A 16,179-nucleotide genomic window follows, 5' to 3' on the forward strand; every position below is an offset into this window, starting at 1 on the left:
GCGCTTGGACGCTCGCCGCGGTCTGCTACCCTCGCGCCGCCGTGGAACCCGTCGTCATCGTCGTCGGAGCCGGACATGCCGGGCTGGAGGCCGCTTTCGCCGCCGCGCGGGTCGGCGCGCGCGTCCTCGTCGTCACCGGCAGCCTCAAGACGATCGGCCAGACCCCCTGCAACCCCAGCGTGGGCGGCGTCGCCAAGGGTCACCTCGTCAAGGAGATCGAGGCCATGGGCGGCTTCATGGGCCGCGCCGCCGACGCCTGCGCCATCCACGGCCGCGTCCTCAACCGCTCCAAGGGCCCGGCGGTGCGCAGCACCCGGGTCCAGGTCGACAAGGCTCGCTACGGCGAATACGCCCGCGCCGCCCTCCTCGGCCACCCGCGCGTGCGCGTCGTCGAGGGCCTCGTCGCCGCCGTCCACCTCGAGGGCCAGCGGGCCCGCGGCGTCGTCCTCGAGGACGGCGCCATCGTCCCCGGCGACGCCGTCGTCGTCACCACCGGCACCTTCCTCGGCGGCCTCCTCCACACCGGCGAGCGCACCACCCCTGGCGGCCGCGTCGGCGAGCCGCCGGCCCTGGCCCTGTCCGAGCACCTGCGCGCCCTCGGCTTCGCCCTGCGCCGCCTCAAGACCGGCACCCCTGCGCGGCTCGACGGCCGCACCCTCGACTACGCGCGCACCGAGGAGCAGCCGAGCGAGGACCCGCTGCCGCGCTTCACCTTGCCCGACGACGGCCCCCCGCCCGTCCTCGCCCAGGTCCCGTGCTGGATCACCTGGACCACCGAGGCCACCCACGAGCTCGTGCGCCAAAACCTCCACCGCTCGGCCATGTACAGCGGCCAGGTCGTCGGCCGCGGCCCGCGCTACTGCCCCTCGCTCGAGGACAAGATCGTCCGCTTCGCCGCCCGCGACCGCCACCAGATCTTCCTCGAGCCCGAGGGCCTCGGCACCGACAGCGTCTATCCCGGCGGGATCTCGACCAGCCTGCCCGCCGACGTGCAGGAGGCCTTCATCCGCACCATTCCTGGCCTCGAGCGGGCCGTCATGCTGCGCCCCGGCTACGCCGTCGAGTACGACGCCGTCGACGCCCGCGACCTCGACCACACCTTGCGCGCGCGCGACATCCCCGGCCTGTGGTTCGCCGGCCAGATCAACGGCACCTCCGGCTACGAGGAGGCCGGCGCCCAGGGCCTCCTCGCCGGCGCCAACGCGGCCCTCGCCGCCCTGGGGCGCCCCCGCTCGTCCTCGGCCGCGAGCACGCCTACGCCGGCGTCATGATCGACGACCTCGTCACCCAGGGCTGCGACGAGCCCTACCGCATGTTCACCGCGCGCGCCGAGTACCGCCTGCTCTTGCGCGAGGACAACGCCGACGCCCGCCTTTCGGACATGTCCTTTGCAGCAGGTCTCATCGACCCTGTCCGTTACGACAGGGCCCGCGCCCGCGGCGAGCGCGTCCAGCAGCTGCTCGCGCGCCCCGACCCCGACGCCCCCGCGTGGCTGAGCGAGCGGGCCGAGTCGCAGCGCTGCTACGCCGGCTTCCTCGAGCGCCAGGAGAAGGAGATCCGGGTGATGCGGGGCGGCGCGACCGACCTCCCGATCGACCCCGACACCGACTACCGCCGCCTCCCCGGCCTCACCTCCGAGGCCGCCGAGCGGTTCGCCCGCGTGCGTCCGACCAGCACCGGCCAGGCCGCGCGGATCCCCGGCATCACCCCCGCCGCTCTGATGTGCCTGTGGGCCCACGTGCGCGCCGCCCAGCGCCGCGCCGAGGCGGCCGCCCTCGCCGCCGCCCATCCGCGCTGATAGCAGCCCCGCCTCGTCTCTCACCACCTCCTACCGTGTGGCCGGCGCCACCGGCCCGCGAAGGCCCCGGCGCGTGGTGCCTCGCGTCGCCGTTCGCGACCGACTCTGCACAATCATGATTCGCATCACCGCGCGCACCTCCGCCGCGGCCAATGTCGTGACCGCCACACCCCACATTGCCCGCGACGCGAAGCCGCGCGCTCCCGTTCCCGCCGATTCGCCCCGTTCCCCCTCTCCAGCCGCTCCTGCGGGTCGTGGGCGGGGGCGCGGCGTCCGGGTCACATCAATATAGTTGATCATGCCGAGCGGAAATGTGGGCACATGCTGAGGACGGACAGCCGCGATCCAGCGAGGCCCGACATGCGACACATCGTGTATTTGCCCCTCGGTCTGGCGACGCTCATGGCCTGCGTCGAGCCGGAGAAGCCGTCCGGATTCGGCGTCGGCCTCACCGACAGCGCCGGACCGCCGCCTGGCGTCACCACGGCCACCCCGACCGCCAGCGCGGGCCCGCCGGTCGCGGGCACCGATACCACCGGCAGCGCCGCCACCGACGCCGACTCCGAGCCCGTCGCGCCCACCACCGACGTCACCACCACCTCGGGCGCTACCCCGCCCGACCTGCCCGTCGACGACGGCACCACCACGACCACCACCACCGGCGCCCCCGAGCCGACCAGCGGCGGCGCCTCGACCACCGCTCCGCCCGCCCCGGTCGGCGAGGGCCAGCTTTGCTTCGAAAGCAACGATTGCCCTGACCAGGCCCCCTACTGCGCCCAGGACGATCATCAGTGTCACGACGGCGACGAGGGCGACCCCTGCGACAACGACGGCGACTGCGCCGACTTCACCCCGAGCTGCGTCCAGGGCGTCTGCTACGACGGCAACGAGGGCGATCCCTGCAAGAACGACCACGACTGCGGCCCCACCTCGCCCGTGTGCATGCTCGGTCAGTGCTGGGACGGCCAGGAGGGCGACCCCTGCGCCAGCCACAACGACTGCGCGCCCTTCTTCGGCTGCTACGACGGCGCCTGCACCGACGCCAGCCCCTGATCGCCGTCACCCCCTGTCGCCGACAACCTCGAAGCGTACGCGCCATCCCGAAGCGCTCCTCACCTCCGCCGCGTCGTAGCGCCGGGACCTCGAAGCACCTCACCGTCACCGACGTGAACGCCACGCGTCGCTCGCTCTCCGCCGCGTCGTAGCGCCGGACCTCGAAGCACTCTGCCGGCGCCGACGTGATCGCCGCGCGTCGCTCACCCTCCGCCGCGACTTCGAAGCACCCCGCCGTCGGCGCCCGAAGCACCCCGCCGCTCATCCACTCGCCGAAGCACCCGCCGATCGCCGCAGCCGCTTCGCACCGTCGGCGGCCCCGAAGCACCCCGCCGATCGCCGCAGCCGCTTCGCACCGTCGGCGGCCCCGAAGCGATCCACGGCAACTACCCGCCCGGCTTCGGACCCCCGCGCCCCGGCTGGCGCCTCCCCTCGCGCGGTGGATCCCCGCAGCGCCTCACTGCGAGGACGCGGCCCCTGGGGTCCTCGCCTTCGCGCCCCGCGAGGCCGGCTGACGCCGCGGCTCCGACCGCCTCGCCAGGCCCGCGCCCGAGGCGCCGCGCGCATCACGATCGCCGGATCGTGCGCGCCACCGACCTCGCGCACGCCCTCTCGCCGCTGCTTCGCGTCCCGGCCGGCGGAGCGTCCTGTTAGGCTTGGCGCCCGTGTCCGCGTTGCGCCCTGCCCGTGCACCTCGCCGCTTGCGCGGGGCTCTGGCGCTGCTCGGGCTCGTCCTCGCCTGCCTCGTCTGGCGGCCAGCGTGGGCCGCCACGCGCGACCCACGCTGGCGCACCCTCGAGACCGACCACTTCTACGTCCACTACTACCAGGGCAACGAGTACGCCGCCGAGAAGGCCGCCATGGTGCTCGAGCGGGCCCACGAGCGGCTCTCGACCAGCCTCTCGCACTCCCCGTGGCTCAAGACCCACGTCGTCTACCAGGACCACACCGACGCCGCCAACGGCCTCGCCAACACCAGCCCTTACCCGCGGATCGTCGCCTACGTCACCGCTCCCGACTCGATGTCCGTGCTCGAGGGATACGACGACTGGATCGACATCCTCCTGACCCACGAATACACGCACATCATCCACCTCGACACCACGCACGGCGTCCCGCGGCTCATCAACGCCTTGCTCGGGTTCGGGCGCGCCGGCAAGGTCTGGCAGCCCAACGTCATTCAGCCGCGGTGGTTCGTCGAGGGCCTCGCCAGCCACGAGGAGACGCGGCTCACCAGCCAGGGTCGCGGGCGGCACACCCAGTGGGAGATGTACTTGCGGGCGCCGATCCTCGAGCACGGCTTCATCCCGATCGATCGCGTCTCCTCCGGCGCCAACATCTTCCCGCACGGCAGCAGCGTCTACCTCTACGGCCTCTACCTCCTGCGCTACATCAGCAACCGCTACGGCGAGGACAAGCTCGCCGAGCTCAACCACGTCTACGGCGGCCAGACCCTCCCGTTTGCCATCAACCGCGCCGTCGAGAAGGTCCTCGGCGTCAGCTGGGAGAAGCTGTGGGAGGAGTTCGAGCTCGACACCGTGCGCCGCTTCCAGGGCCAGGCGCGCGCGATCCGGGCGCGGGGCATCCGCGAGGGCCGAAGGATCACCTTCACCACCTCTGCCCAGGCCTCGGGCAACTTCGTGCGGCACCCGTTCTGGTCGCCCGACGATCGGCACATCTATTACTTCGAGGACGACGGCCACTCGAACCCCGGCATTCGGCGGATCCGCAGCACCGGCGGGGCGCTCCGCGAGGGCATCGGCATCGGCAAGCAGGGCCAGACCGTCGGCGTCGAGCGGATCGTCGAGCTGCAGGACGCAGGCTCGGGCTCCTTCGTCGGCGTCTCCGAGGACATGGTCTTCGAGATCTGGGGCGTCCACGACCTGCGCTACTCGTGGACCGACCTGTGGCGCTGGCGGCCCCCGGCCAAGGGCGCGCGCAACGTCCGGCAGAACCCCGGCGACCTCGAGCAGCTCACCTTCGGCGCTCGCGCCCGCGACCCGCACGTCTCGCCCGACGGTCGCACCGTCGTCTTCTCGCGCAACGACTCGGCCCAGGCGCGCCTCGCCTTCCTCGACATCGAGACCAAGGAGGTCACCGAGGTCGCGCCGATGGAGCGGATCCAGATCGTCACGGGTCCGCGGTGGTCCGCCGACGGCAAGAAGGTCGCCTACTCCGCCTTCCGCGAGGGCGGCATGCGCGACATCTACATCTACGACCGCGAGTCGCAGACCACCGTGCGGGCCACCGCCGACCGCTTCCTCGACAGCGAGCCGAGCTGGACCCCCGACGGCAAGTACGTCCTCTTCAACAGCGACCGCGACGGCGTCTTCAACATCTACGCCTACGAGGTCGCCAACGCCCGCGTCCACCAGGTCACCAACGTCCTCGGCGGCGCCTTCGAGCCGGTCGTCAGCCACGACGGCAAGCGCCTGGTCTACCTCGGCTTCACCGCCCACGGATATGACCTTTGGGTCATGAAGCTCGACCCTGCCGAGTTCTTCGAGCCCATGCCGGTGCAAGATCCGCTGCCGACCATCGACGATCCCACCCCGGACGAGGTCGGCGATCGCGGCCGGCCCGTCAGCCTCAAGAGCCAGCGCTACAAGGCCTACCGCACCTTCTTCCCGCGCACGATCTTCCCCTCCGCCCTGGCCTCTGCCACCTCCGGCAGCTTCGGCACCGAGATCGGCGCCTCGATCGGCGTCAGCGACGTCCTGCAGTTCCACAGCCTCTCGATCAACGGCGGCTACAACACCGCCTTCCGCGCCCCCAGCGGCTCGATCGTCTACGAGTGGTCGCGCCTCCTGCCCACCTTCCGCGTGCTCGTCAGCCGCGACTACGCTCGCCGCGGCAGCTTCGAGCGCTACGAGTACGGCCCGCCCGACGACCTCGCCCCCGGCGCCTCGCCCCCGTCTTACCTGCAGCGCGGCTACGACGAGCGGATCACCACCGCGCGCGGCTCCATCAGCGTCCCGGTCGTGCGCCACCCGGTGCACAACGCCAACGCCAGCATCAGCTACGCGTACACCCACTACGCCAACGTCAACAACGCCCCCGCGGTCGACCCCAACGCCCCGTCCTCCACGCTGCCCGACCTCGGCGGCCTCGGCTCCGTCGCCTTCGGCCTCGACTACGACAGCCGCCGCGGCACCCGCTACGCCTACGGCAACGAGACCGGGCGCGCCGCCAGCATCACCGTCAACCTCATCGACCCGCACCTCGGCGGCCGCTACTCCGACATCTGGCTCACCGGCCGCTACGTCGAGATGCTGCGCATGCCGTGGCGCGGCCACCAGGTGCTCGGCATCTCGCTCGAGGGCGGCGCCTCGGCCGGCACGCTCGGACGGCGCTCGCCGTTTTACATCGGCGGCACCTCGCAGCAGAACGAGGTCCTGCGCAGCTTCCTCCTCCGCGCCCCCTACGGCGACTGGGGCAACCTGCGCGGCTATCGCCCGTTCGCGTTCCCTGGCCGCTACTACGGCGTGCTCAACGTCGAGTACCGGATCCCGCTCGCCGACGTCGAGCGCGGCCTCGGCACCCTGCCCGGCTTCCTGCGCCGCCTCACCCTCGTCCCCTTCATGGACCTCGGCGCCGCCTGGGGCGCGAACGGCGAGAAGTTCACCCGCCAGATGCTGAAGTGGGGCGTCGGCGCCAGCTTCGTCGCCAGCTTCAAGCTCGGCTACGGCGACGCCATCGACCTCATGCTGCAGTACGCCCGCGGCTTCGACGACGAGTTCGGCCTCAACTACTTCCGCGCCGCCGTCGCCCGCAGCTTCTGAGCCCGCGCACCGCGTCGCCGTCGCCGCAGCTTCGGAGCCCGCGCAACGCGTCGCCGTCGCCGCAGCTTCGGAGCCCGCGCCACGCGTCGCCGTCGCCCGCAAGCTTCGGACCCCGCGCACGCATGTCCTATCGGGCATGCTCGAAAAGACATGTCCTCTCGACAAGCCGATGCGCCCTCACACGCCGGGCCGTCGCGAGCACCTCACCGCACCTCGCGGCCTGCCACCGCGTGCATCACAGCCACCGCGCGGATCGGCGCGGCCGTTCGACACCGCCGGACCCGCCGCGCCGCCGCTCCATGCCGCGAGGAGAGCACCGCGCCGGGCGGCGAAGCGGACGACCCGCGCCGATCCTCGGCCTGCACGGCGCCGGCGCCAGCGGCCGGCCCGCCGCGCCGCGAATTAGCCGGGGTCACTTGCCGGGAAAGCGGCCTTTTCCACCGTAGTGGCCGCATAGGAGGTGAGCCGTGAATCAGAGTGACGCCAAGCGCATCGCCGCGGATGCCGTTGACTGTCCGACGGCGCGACCCATCCCGTCGGCTTACGCTGCCAACGTGCAGGACGGCGAGCTCTACCGCGTGTACGAAGGCACCCGCGTCGGCGACTGGTGGTGGGTCGTGCTCCCGTCCGACGTCCCGAACCAGCGGCCCATCGACGACGCGATGCTGGGCTTCACCTGCCGCATGGAGAAGCACGACGACCTCCACTGGCGCGTGCAGGTCCAGGCCCACTTCCGCGACGGCGGCTCACGACCCGGCAGCGCGGTCGCCCTGCTCATCTACCGCGGCAGCGCCGAGACCCGCGCCGCCGCGAGCTCCAGGGGACATGTCGCTTCGGGCATGTCCGTGGCCCCGACGCTGCAACGCGAGCGCGCGTCGACGACGCGGCGAGACTGACACCGATGTCGACCCCGCAAACGCGAGCGACCTCCGTCGCGGAGCCGCGAGGAGGTCGCTTCGGGCGGAGGAACTTTCAAGCCACTTTCCGGACTCGAACCGGAGACCTACTGATCAAGAATCAGCCCGGCGCACCGCCCCGCCGCCCGTCGCCGCGAACACCAGCAGCACGGACCCGGCCCCGCCCGCGGGACGTGTGCCGACCAGCGCGCCGGCTGCGGCGATCGGCTTGCTGCCCACGCCGCCGCTGGCCTGCGTGGCCGGGAGAAGCCGTCGTCGTCCGCCCTGTGCCGGCCTTGATCGTCACGCCGGTGCTCGTGCCGCTGAACGCGAGCGCGGTCGTCATCGTGATCGCCACGCCGATGACGACCGCACCGACGGGCAGGTCGCCGCGAGCGCGCCTCTCTTCAGCTGCGCAGTGGTGAAAGGGATCGAGACGGGCTTCATGCGCACCTTCCCTCGAAACCCTTGCGCGTCGTAATGGGTCGCCATGCGGCAGCCCTGTACCCCGCCGGAGACCTCGCGCGAGACTCGTCGACGCGCCGCCGGCTTGGGTTCGCGCAGCTCCCGGCATACCATCCGCCAGGATGAATCCACGAATCTCCCACGCCCTCTCGCGGATCTCGAACACCTACGACGACGACGACGCGACCAGCGGCGTCGAGGAGCTCGTGCGCCACGGCAGGGAGTCGGTCGGGCCGCTCGCCGGGCTGCTGACCTTCGCCGCCCTGACCGAAGCGAATGCCAATTGCGACACCGGCGAACGCGTCTACTACCTGCTCAAGGCGCTGCGCCTGATCGGCGATCCTGCCGCGCTCGAGCCGGCGCTGCGCTTCTACGTCGAGATCGACGACGCCGTCACGCGAACCGGACGGACCCATGATGAGCGGCATCTGATCCAGGTGATCGGGTTCGCGAAGGCACTCGCGCCGGAGCGAGCCGCGTCGCTGCCCACGTTGACCTACGACGACGTCTCGGACAGACGCGACGAAGCCCGGTCGGCCGTTGACGCGCTGCTCGCCTGAGTCATACGAGCCCGCGCTTGCCCGAGGAGTTCGTCGACTCTGACGGCCAGCCCGCGAGAGCGACCAAGAAGCGCGGCGTGTTCGATCGCGGCGTAGAGCACGTCCAGCCGCAGCCCCCGATCGCGCTCAGGATTGACCCTCCGAGTTCACGTTGCGGGGCGCGGCGCAGATGTCGGCGCCGTACCGCCGATAGTCGCGCATCGTCGTTCGCGCGACCTCGTGAGAATAAGCTCAGGTAAGACGGGGCAAACTGACCGAGAGTCGGTCCTTGCACGGAGACCCTGGACGAGTGTCCGGCGACCCCATATCTCCGAAAGTCGTGAAATCTCGCAAAGAAGCCCCGTTTCCACCGGCATAGACGCGGTTTAGCGCGTTCTGCCAGGGTGGAAACGGGGTCCTTGCTCCCCTTTGAGAGGGGAACCCTCCCTTGCGGGAGGGGTCAGAACTCGCCTCAGCTTGGAGCCACTTTCCGGACTCGAACCGGAGACCTGCTGATTACGAATCAGCTGCTCTACCAACTGAGCTAAAGTGGCGCACCTGGACCGGGTTGGCGCTGGCCAACGCGGCCTCTCCCGCCTGGGGGGCGGGCGCGGAGCATCCTCGAAGGGGTCCTGGCGGTCAAGGAATTTCTTTCGCCCCGACGCTCCGACAGGCGCCGCGAGCGCCCCTCCTCGCGCTCGCCCTCGCGCCAGCCCGAGCCCCCGGACTGCCCTGCACGATCGCAATACGCCCCGCTCAGGCAAGCCAGCGCGGCGTCCGCATCCGACTCGGACGGTCGCGCGCGGCGGGACCGACGCCGCCAGCGTCCCCCGATGAGTCGTTCCACCGCTGCCGATCTCCCCGCCCTCGGGAGCGGCGATCTCCAAGGGCGAGCGCCCAGCCGTCCGCCGTCGCCGTGACGGTCGCCTCGGATGTCATGTCTGGCCGCTGGCGCGGAACCTGCTGATAGAAAAGCAGCAGCTCGCGCACCTCGGCGGCCGACGGACAGGACGGTGGGGCCTGCCATTCCAACACCGGCGCCGCCGCTGGTTCGGTCACCAGCGCCGCGAGGAGCATGCCGATCACCCCCGTGGGATAGTGCATCGCTCCCGGGCCATGCAACCTCGCCGACCTGCGGTCGCTCGGCAGTCACGAACACGTGGGCTGCTCGCGGGGCGGCCCAGCTCTCCGGGCGCCGCTCCCGGGTCATCTCGACCTTCGCGCCGGGAGCCGATCGGCTTTCCAGGCGCGAGGAGGCACGCTGCCGCCGCGTGGCGGAGAACGAGCGAGGACGGGCGAAATCATCGGGCGCGACGCATCAAGTCGGCGGCGGCTCGGGGCACGCACCGGGCGAGTAACCGACGACCGCATGATCGCTGCAAGCCACGCACTTGTTCGAGTACGACTTGCGCGCCCCGTCGGACAGCTTGCCGCAGACCGGGCTGTACTCGCGCGTGCACATGCTCGAGCGCGTCGTGCACTCGACGAACACCGTCGTGGAGTCGCCCGACGCGGGCGGATTCGTCGGCGAGGCCGGATCGCCGGCCGTCGCGGCCACGGGCGTGGTCTCGGGCGTCGCCTCGACCGGCGCCTGCGCGCCTCCACCCCCGCGCCTGCGGTCCCCGCCGGGTCGGCGACGGGCCCGGGCACGCCGGAGCCGGCTCCCGAGGTGTCCTTGCAGCCCCCAGCGAACAGAACCGTGGTGCCGAACGCGAGGGTGAGGGTGCGAAGTAGGGCCTGCTGGATCATGGGGCTCTCCTGACGCCGCATCGGTAGCACGCCTCGGCGAGCCGCGCATCCGGCTACTGCCCGCTTGCAGATCGCACGAGCATGGCGGACGCTGATGCGGTCGAGACTTCTGCCCTTCTCCACGGGAGCTGTTCATGCGCCGCGCGTTGTGCCTGTGTTCGCTCGCTGCCCTCGTCGCGCTCGCCCCGACCACCGCGACCGCGAAGCTCCGCTCCTGTCGCTTGCCGGTGCGCTCGGCCGCGGCCGGCACGCCCTGTCAGGACCCCGGCACGACCGACCTCGCCGTGCAGTACCCGCGACCGCGCGGCCTCAAGTCGCTGATCGTCGGCGCCAGCCTGTTCGCCTTCGGGATCCCCACCACCATCATCGGCGCCCTCCTCGTCATGAACCCGCAGCCCGTCCCCGAGGGCCCGGCCCCCGGAGGCCCTTACGCCGGCCTCCACTTCCTCATCCCCGGCGCCCTGATGATGCTCGTCGGCATGCCGCTCACCGCCGTCGGCGCGGTCCGCTACGAGCGCTTCACTCGCGACCGCGACAACTGGACCGCCCGCGTCCGCGTCAAGCCGGCCGCCGGCGGCCTCGCGCTGCAGTTCTAGGCGCGCCCGCTGCCGGGCCCTCGGAGCTGCGAGCGCTCGCCGGGCTCCGCGGCCAAATCGGCCACCAGCGGCCTCGCGCTGTATTCCCTGGCACGCCCGCTGTCGGGCCCCTGTGCGCCGACTTCTGGCTGCGCGACACCGAAGATCGCCCGCTCGTGTGGGCGCTCAAGCGGCTGTTCATGGCCGTGGGCACCCGCTTCACCGGCGCGCTCGGCCCCTCCGAGCTGCGAGCGCTCGCCGGGCTCCGCGGCCAAATCGGCCACCAGCAGCCTCGCGCTGCATTTCCTGGCCGCTCCCCCGCCGACACCCTTCTCGCGACCGCGACGACCGGAAGGCTGGCAGCAACCGGTCGCCGGCGCGCTCGCGCTGCGGTTGCACGCTCGCCCGTCCGCTCGATCCGGCTCGCCGTCCCGGGCCTGTCGAGCGCTCGGCATCTTCGCCCGCCGGCTCCGCCGCTCGCCGCCTCACGCTCGCCGGCGCCGTCGGCCCAGCACCAGCACCAGCACCAGCGGCCCCGCCGAGGCCGTACGACAGCCGCCCGCGTCGTCCTCGGCCGGCGCCCCGCTCGTCTCGGGCGCGTCCTCGCTGAGCACGAGGTCGGCGCACTGATAGTAGAGGTCGTTGCCGTCCCCGTACGGCGCCTTGTCCGTCATCACCTGCACGAGCTGCAGCGTGCAGCGCTCGCAGCTCACGTCCGGCAGCGTCACCGCCTGCTCGTACGTCTGCGTCCCGTCCTTGTCGGCGATGAGATCGACCAACACCACCGCCGGGTCGCCTCGCTCGCCGGCCGCGGGCGGATCGGCGAACGCGTCCTGTCCTTCCGCGTCGAAGCTGATCCGGAAGTACCCCGGGTGCGGCACCGTCTCCTGCCAGCGCACCGTGATCGTCTGCCCGGGCCGGAACGTGCTCGGCGCCTCGCCGCGCGCGTCGTCGGTGCCGGCTCCGCAGGGCCCGGCCTTCTGCTGCTCGTGGCGCGGAGCCGGCTCGATCAGGCGGATGTGCGCCAGGGCCGTCGCAGGCAGGCACGACACGGCCAGCGCCAGACCGACCCATCCCGCGCCAGGAGGCTGCCTGCTTACGCGCCGGGTGCTAAGCACGCCGCCTCCGGCGCGCGAGCAGCAACAAGAGGACCGCCGCCGCGCCGCTGCCCCCGGCGCCGTCCGTGCGGCACGACCCGCAGCCGCCCTCGCCCCCCGACATGCTCTCGGTCGCGCTGCCCGTCCCCTCGCTGTCGTTGCCGCTCGCGGCCGTCGTGCCGTCGCCCGTCGTGCCGTCGCCGGCCGTCGTCCCGACGTTGCCGCCCGTGGTCGGCTGCGTGTCCCCGCCGGTCGAGGTCCCGGGCTCGCCCGACGTGGTGGTGCCGACGCCGGTCGTCTCGCCCGTGCTCTCCTCGCCGGTCGTCGCCTCGCCCGTCGTCGCCTCGCCCGTCGTCTCCTCCCCGGTCGTCTCCGCCGCGCCCATGAGCACGATGTCGGCGCACTGGTAATAGAGGTCGTTGGTCCCGACCTCGTACGGCGGCTTGTCGGTCATCACCTGGATGACCTGCAGCGTGCAGTTGTCGCAGCTCATCAGCGGCAGCGTCACCGCCTGCTCGTACATCTGTTGCGGCCCGCTCTTGTCGGCGATCTCGTCGACCAGCACCGCCGGGTTCGAGTAGAAGTCGTCGTAGCCCGCCGGGTCGCCGAAGTCGTCGTGCCCGTCGTTGTCGAAGCTGATCCGGAAGTGCCCCGGGTGGTCGACCGTCTCGGTCCAGCGGACCATGATCGTCTCGCCGCCCTGGAAGGTCGCGACCTCGTCCCCGCGCGCGTCGTTCGGCCCCACCCCGCACGGTCCGGACTTCTGCTCGACGTGCCGCGGCAACGGCGAGCTCAGGGCGATGTGGGCGGACGCCGCCGTCGCGGTGATGGCGAGCGAGGCGAACGCGAGGACAGGAAAAGCGAAGCGGTGCATGTCGATGTGCTCTTTCGCGCACACCGATTGTACCGGCTCCAGCGCCGCGGCGCCTACTCCGGCGCCGCCAACTTCGAGTCGTCGCGCGCGCTCCGGATCCCGTCGAGCAGCGACTGCGCGCGCTCGGCCTTGAGCGTCCCGTCGCCCTTGTGCGCGGCCACGAGGCGCTCCAGCCACGGCTCGACCTCAGCGCGAATTTCTGGAGATGTGGCGCGGATTTGGCCCAAACCCTTGAAGATGTGGTTCTCGTAGTTGTCGACCGGCAGGAGCAGGTCGAAGTGGTCCTGCTGACCGTCGGGCCGGAGGTACACCACCTCGACCGGGCACGTCGTCGTCCGCTCCTCCGGCGTCGCGGTGTCGTACGCGTGCATCAGGGGCACGTTCGCGCGCTCGTTGCCGAGGATCCCGAGGCTGAACACGATCGCGCAGCGCACCGGGAACGCGGCCGACGGCAGGCGATCCGTCAGCATCGTGTCGAGGTCCTTGGCCTCGCGCTGGTCGCGGTGCTGCGCGATCGCCCACGCCGCCACCCGCTGGGCCCTCTCGTCGCCGCGCTGCAGAACCTGCTGCAACACCGGCAACAGCTTCGGCACCTGGATGTACCCGGCCGCGATGAGCAGCCGGCGGTCGATCACCCCGGCCGCCAGGTCGCGCTCGAGCTCACCGACGAGTGGGTCGGCCACCTCGCGATCCTGGTAGCGCGCCAGCGAGATCAGCGCCTCGCGCCGGAGGCTCGGGTCCGGCGACTTCAACGCGGCCCGCAGGTCGCCGAGGATGGCCTTGCGCTCGGACGTGACGTCGATGAAGCGCCCCAGCGCCCAGGCCGCCCACGCTCCGACCTCGCCTCCGCGCGCCAACTGCTGGCGCAGGGTCGGCACGATCGTGGGGTGCCGGCGCACCGACAGCTCGGCGATCGCCTGCAGCCGGCGGGGCTGATTCTCGGGGTCATCCCCTCGCAGAGAACCGACGTGAATTCCAACCCTTCGGTAATAAGAGTTGAAGTCCTGGTTCACGAAGTTGAAGAGCAGGTACGTCAGCCCGCCGGACAGCAACAACACGATCGGGAAGCTGACCGACGAGCGCTGCATCGTCGCCGCCACCATCGCCGCCTCGTCGCTCGCCTTGGCGTACTTCGGGTCCTTGCCCTGCAGATGGGTCAGGCGGAACGCCCCCCGAACATGAACTCGTCGACGAGCAGCGCGTCGGCGACCGCGACCGCGCACATCGCAGTGTAGTACCCGACCAGCAGCATGGTCTCGATCGACGCCTCGGCCGGCACGTCGCGGATGAGCCGGGCCAGGTAGACCGCCGCGATCATGCCGGCCAGGTTGGCGATCACCGCGGCGACCAGCAGCTTGTTGCGCACGGGGATCCCGCGCGAACGCGGACCATAACCAGGGGGGACCGGAGGGTTCGGCGGGCGCCACGGGGCTCGTCATACCGCGGATGGACGCCGCCCGGGGCGACCGGTTCCGGCAACCTCGCTCCCGCCGTCCGCGGCCGACCCGGAAACAAGCGACCCCGGCCCGCGCGTCCCTCCAGATCGGCCCCGGCGCCCCCGCCTCGGTCTCCGACCTGCCGCGCGACCTCGCCGACTCCCTACACCCCTTGCGACCCGGCGGCCCGAGTAAGTCGCCAGCCATCGCGCCCGCTGTTTCGCCGTTTTTTGGACTTCCGCCGCGGACGTGCCTAGCGTCCCCCTGTATGTCGCAGCCAGCCCCGCGCGCCGCAGCGGCCGCCCGCACGCTGGCCCCTCGCCGGGCCCAGCCGCGCACGCTCGTGCCGACCGCCGCGCCCGCGCTCGAGCTCCTCGAGACTTCTGACGCAGCGCCCGAGACCGCCCCTGTCGCGCGTCGACGTCGTCTCGGCGTCCTGCCGGTGCTCGAATCCACGGCCATGGCGATCGGCCTCGCCGCCGTCGCCGCGGCTCTCTGGCAGGACTTCGCCGCGGCCCGCGACCAGGACCACGTCGTCGCCGGCGTGCGCCTCGGCGGCCACGAGGTCGGCGGCCTGACCGCCACCGAGCTGCCCGCGATCGCCGAGACCGCCGTCCTCACCGCCCTCGACCGCAAGCTCGTGCTCGCCGCCCCCGGCGTGGAGGTCGAGACCACCGCGCGCGCGCTCGGGGCCGTCCCCGCGCCCGAGGCCGCGATCGCGGCCGCCCTGCGCGTCGGTCACAGCGGCGACCTGCTCGCCGACCTGCGCGCCCGCGACCGCGCCCTGCGCGGCGACGTCGACCTCGCCCCCGGGTTCCGCTTCAACGAGGACGTCGCGCTCGAGCAGCTGCTCGCCCTCGCCCCCAAGGTCGAGCGGCCCAGCCTCGCCACTCGCTTCGACATGGACAACCGGCGCGTCCTGCCGGCCCAGCGCGGCACTCGCCTCTCGGCCTTCGACTCGCTGTCGGCGGTGGCCGTCGGCCTGGCCTCCGGCGCCGAGCGCATCGACCTGGTCACTCAGCCAGGTCCCGAAGTACCTGACCCTTGGGCCAGCATCGCCGACGGCCTCGACATCGGCGCCGTCCTCGCCTCCTTCGAGACCCCTTACTCGACCGAGGCGAACTACGCCGACCGCGCCTACAACCTCAAGATCGGCGCCGCCCCGCTCGACGGTTACGTCCTGATGCCGGGCGCCGTCATGTCCTTCAACCAGGTCGTCGGCGATCGCACCGGCGAGGCTGGATATCGCTACGCCGGCGGCATCGCCGACGGCGAGCTGATCGACACCGTGGGCGGCGGCATCTGCCAGATCAGCTCCACCCTCTACGGCGCCGCCTTCTTCGCCGGCCTCGAGCTCCTGCACAGCCGGCCGCACAGCCGGCCGAGCGCCTACGTCGACATGGGCCTCGACTCGACCGTCGTCTACGGCCACGTCGACATGAAGCTCAAGAACTCGTTCGACTTCCCGGTCGTGTTTCACACCCGGGTCGCCGCCGGCAAGGTGCGGGTCGAGGTCCTCGGGGCGCGCAAGGTGTTCGACGAGGTCGCCTTCGAGCGGCGCGTGCAGGAGGTCCTGCCCTTCAACACCATCGTCCGCAACGACTCCGCCCTCGCCTCCGGCGCCGAGACCGTGTCGCAGCGCGGCATGCGAGGCTTCAAGGTCGTCCGCACGCGCAAGCTCTACCAGGCCGGCCAGGTGGCGAAGACCGAGTCCTGGGACCTCTTCTACCCGCCCACCACCGAGATCCTCCGCCGCGGCACCAACCCCCGCGGCGAGCGGCCCGAGGCCAAGAAGCTGCAGCCCCTGCGCGACCCGGCCCGCGAGCTGCGGATCGTCCAGTAGCCGCCGCGCTGCTGTCTCTTCAGACAGCAGCGCTGTGGCTCCGCGGCACCAGCCTCTGCCGCGCGCGCGCGC

13 protein-coding genes, 1 tRNA gene and 1 pseudogene are annotated in these 16,179 nt (G+C 71.9%); 8 read left to right on the forward strand and 7 right to left on the reverse strand.

Going from position 1 to position 16,179, the window contains the following annotated elements; all coding sequences use genetic code 11:
* Positions 1–41 precede the first annotated feature (41 nt).
* The 6 genes and pseudogenes from mnmG to OV079_RS12605 all read left to right on the forward strand — a co-directional run bounded on the left by mnmG (position 42) and on the right by OV079_RS12605 (position 8,554).
* A pseudogene (mnmG, locus tag OV079_RS12575) lies at positions 42–1,798 on the forward strand (tRNA uridine-5-carboxymethylaminomethyl(34) synthesis enzyme MnmG).
* 360 nt (positions 1,799–2,158) lie between these two features.
* Positions 2,159–2,851 carry a hypothetical protein gene (locus OV079_RS12585; protein ID WP_267768548.1) on the forward strand — a complete coding sequence of 231 codons (693 nt, stop codon included), beginning with the start codon at positions 2,159–2,161 and terminating at the stop codon, positions 2,849–2,851.
* Positions 2,852–3,516: 665 nt separating this feature from the next.
* Positions 3,517–6,633 carry a hypothetical protein gene (locus OV079_RS12590; RefSeq protein ID WP_267768549.1) on the forward strand — a complete coding sequence of 1,039 codons (3,117 nt, stop codon included), beginning with the start codon at positions 3,517–3,519 and terminating at the stop codon, positions 6,631–6,633.
* 554 nt (positions 6,634–7,187) lie between these two features.
* Positions 7,188–7,529, forward strand: coding sequence for a hypothetical protein (locus OV079_RS12595; protein WP_267768550.1), 342 nt, complete (start codon positions 7,188–7,190; stop codon positions 7,527–7,529).
* A 287-nt stretch (positions 7,530–7,816) separates the two neighbouring features.
* Complete coding sequence (locus tag OV079_RS12600) at positions 7,817–7,954, forward strand: hypothetical protein (protein WP_267768551.1); 138 nt, start codon at positions 7,817–7,819, stop codon at positions 7,952–7,954.
* A 162-nt stretch (positions 7,955–8,116) separates the two neighbouring features.
* Positions 8,117–8,554, forward strand: a complete 438-nt coding sequence (locus OV079_RS12605; RefSeq protein ID WP_267768552.1) for a hypothetical protein — start codon at positions 8,117–8,119, stop codon at positions 8,552–8,554.
* A 457-nt stretch (positions 8,555–9,011) separates the two neighbouring features.
* On the opposite strand, the gene OV079_RS12610 is transcribed toward OV079_RS12605, so the two are convergent.
* From OV079_RS12610 to OV079_RS55810, 3 genes are all read right to left on the reverse strand, one after another.
* Positions 9,012–9,087: transfer RNA gene (locus tag OV079_RS12610), tRNA-Thr, on the reverse strand.
* 202 nt (positions 9,088–9,289) lie between these two features.
* On the reverse strand, positions 9,290–9,619 hold the full coding sequence (locus tag OV079_RS12615) for a hypothetical protein (protein WP_267768553.1): 330 nt from the start codon (positions 9,617–9,619) through the stop codon (positions 9,290–9,292).
* A gap of 232 nt (positions 9,620–9,851) precedes the next feature.
* Complete coding sequence (locus OV079_RS55810; RefSeq protein ID WP_267768555.1) at positions 9,852–10,091, reverse strand: Kazal-type serine protease inhibitor family protein; 240 nt, start codon at positions 10,089–10,091, stop codon at positions 9,852–9,854.
* A gap of 325 nt (positions 10,092–10,416) precedes the next feature.
* Here OV079_RS55810 and OV079_RS12625 point away from each other — a divergent pair, with 325 nt between their 5' ends.
* Entirely contained in the window at positions 10,417–10,878 is a 462-nt protein-coding gene (locus tag OV079_RS12625; protein WP_267768558.1) for a hypothetical protein, read from the forward strand.
* A gap of 464 nt (positions 10,879–11,342) precedes the next feature.
* Here the strand turns inward: OV079_RS12625 and OV079_RS12630 are convergent, their stop codons facing one another.
* From OV079_RS12630 to OV079_RS12645, 4 genes are read right to left on the reverse strand one after another with little or no spacing between them, the layout of a single operon-like run.
* A complete protein-coding gene (locus OV079_RS12630) occupies positions 11,343–11,909 on the reverse strand; it encodes an SCE4755 family polysaccharide monooxygenase-like protein (protein ID WP_267768559.1) in 567 nt (188 codons plus the stop codon).
* 58 nt (positions 11,910–11,967) lie between these two features.
* A complete protein-coding gene (locus OV079_RS12635; protein ID WP_267768560.1) occupies positions 11,968–12,828 on the reverse strand; it encodes an SCE4755 family polysaccharide monooxygenase-like protein in 861 nt (286 codons plus the stop codon).
* Positions 12,829–12,881: 53 nt separating this feature from the next.
* Positions 12,882–14,051, reverse strand: a complete 1,170-nt coding sequence (locus tag OV079_RS12640; protein WP_267768562.1) for a HEAT repeat domain-containing protein — start codon at positions 14,049–14,051, stop codon at positions 12,882–12,884.
* On the reverse strand, positions 13,985–14,194 hold the full coding sequence (locus OV079_RS12645; protein ID WP_267768564.1) for a hypothetical protein: 210 nt from the start codon (positions 14,192–14,194) through the stop codon (positions 13,985–13,987). Before OV079_RS12645 ends, OV079_RS12640 begins: the two co-directional genes overlap by 67 nt.
* 338 nt (positions 14,195–14,532) lie before the next feature.
* On the opposite strand from OV079_RS12645, the gene OV079_RS12650 reads away from it, so the two are divergent.
* Complete coding sequence (locus OV079_RS12650) at positions 14,533–16,107, forward strand: VanW family protein (protein WP_267768566.1); 1,575 nt, start codon at positions 14,533–14,535, stop codon at positions 16,105–16,107.
* The last annotated feature ends 72 nt before the right edge of the window (positions 16,108–16,179 follow it).

This window comes from Nannocystis pusilla (genome assembly GCF_026626665.1).
GTDB lineage: Bacteria > Myxococcota_A > Polyangia > Nannocystales > Nannocystaceae > Nannocystis > Nannocystis pusilla.

Excerpts from the sequence above, each read along its gene's own strand:
- OV079_RS12585 (WP_267768548.1), top strand. The coding sequence starts at position 2,159 with ATGCGACACATCGTGTATTTGCCCCTCGGTCTGGCGACGCTCATGGCC.
- OV079_RS12605 (WP_267768552.1), top strand. The coding sequence starts at position 8,117 with ATGAATCCACGAATCTCCCACGCCCTCTCGCGGATCTCGAACACCTAC.
- OV079_RS12625 (WP_267768558.1), top strand. The coding sequence starts at position 10,417 with ATGCGCCGCGCGTTGTGCCTGTGTTCGCTCGCTGCCCTCGTCGCGCTC.
- OV079_RS12635 (WP_267768560.1), bottom strand. The coding sequence starts at position 12,828 with ATGCACCGCTTCGCTTTTCCTGTCCTCGCGTTCGCCTCGCTCGCCATC.
- OV079_RS12650 (WP_267768566.1), top strand. The coding sequence starts at position 14,533 with ATGTCGCAGCCAGCCCCGCGCGCCGCAGCGGCCGCCCGCACGCTGGCC.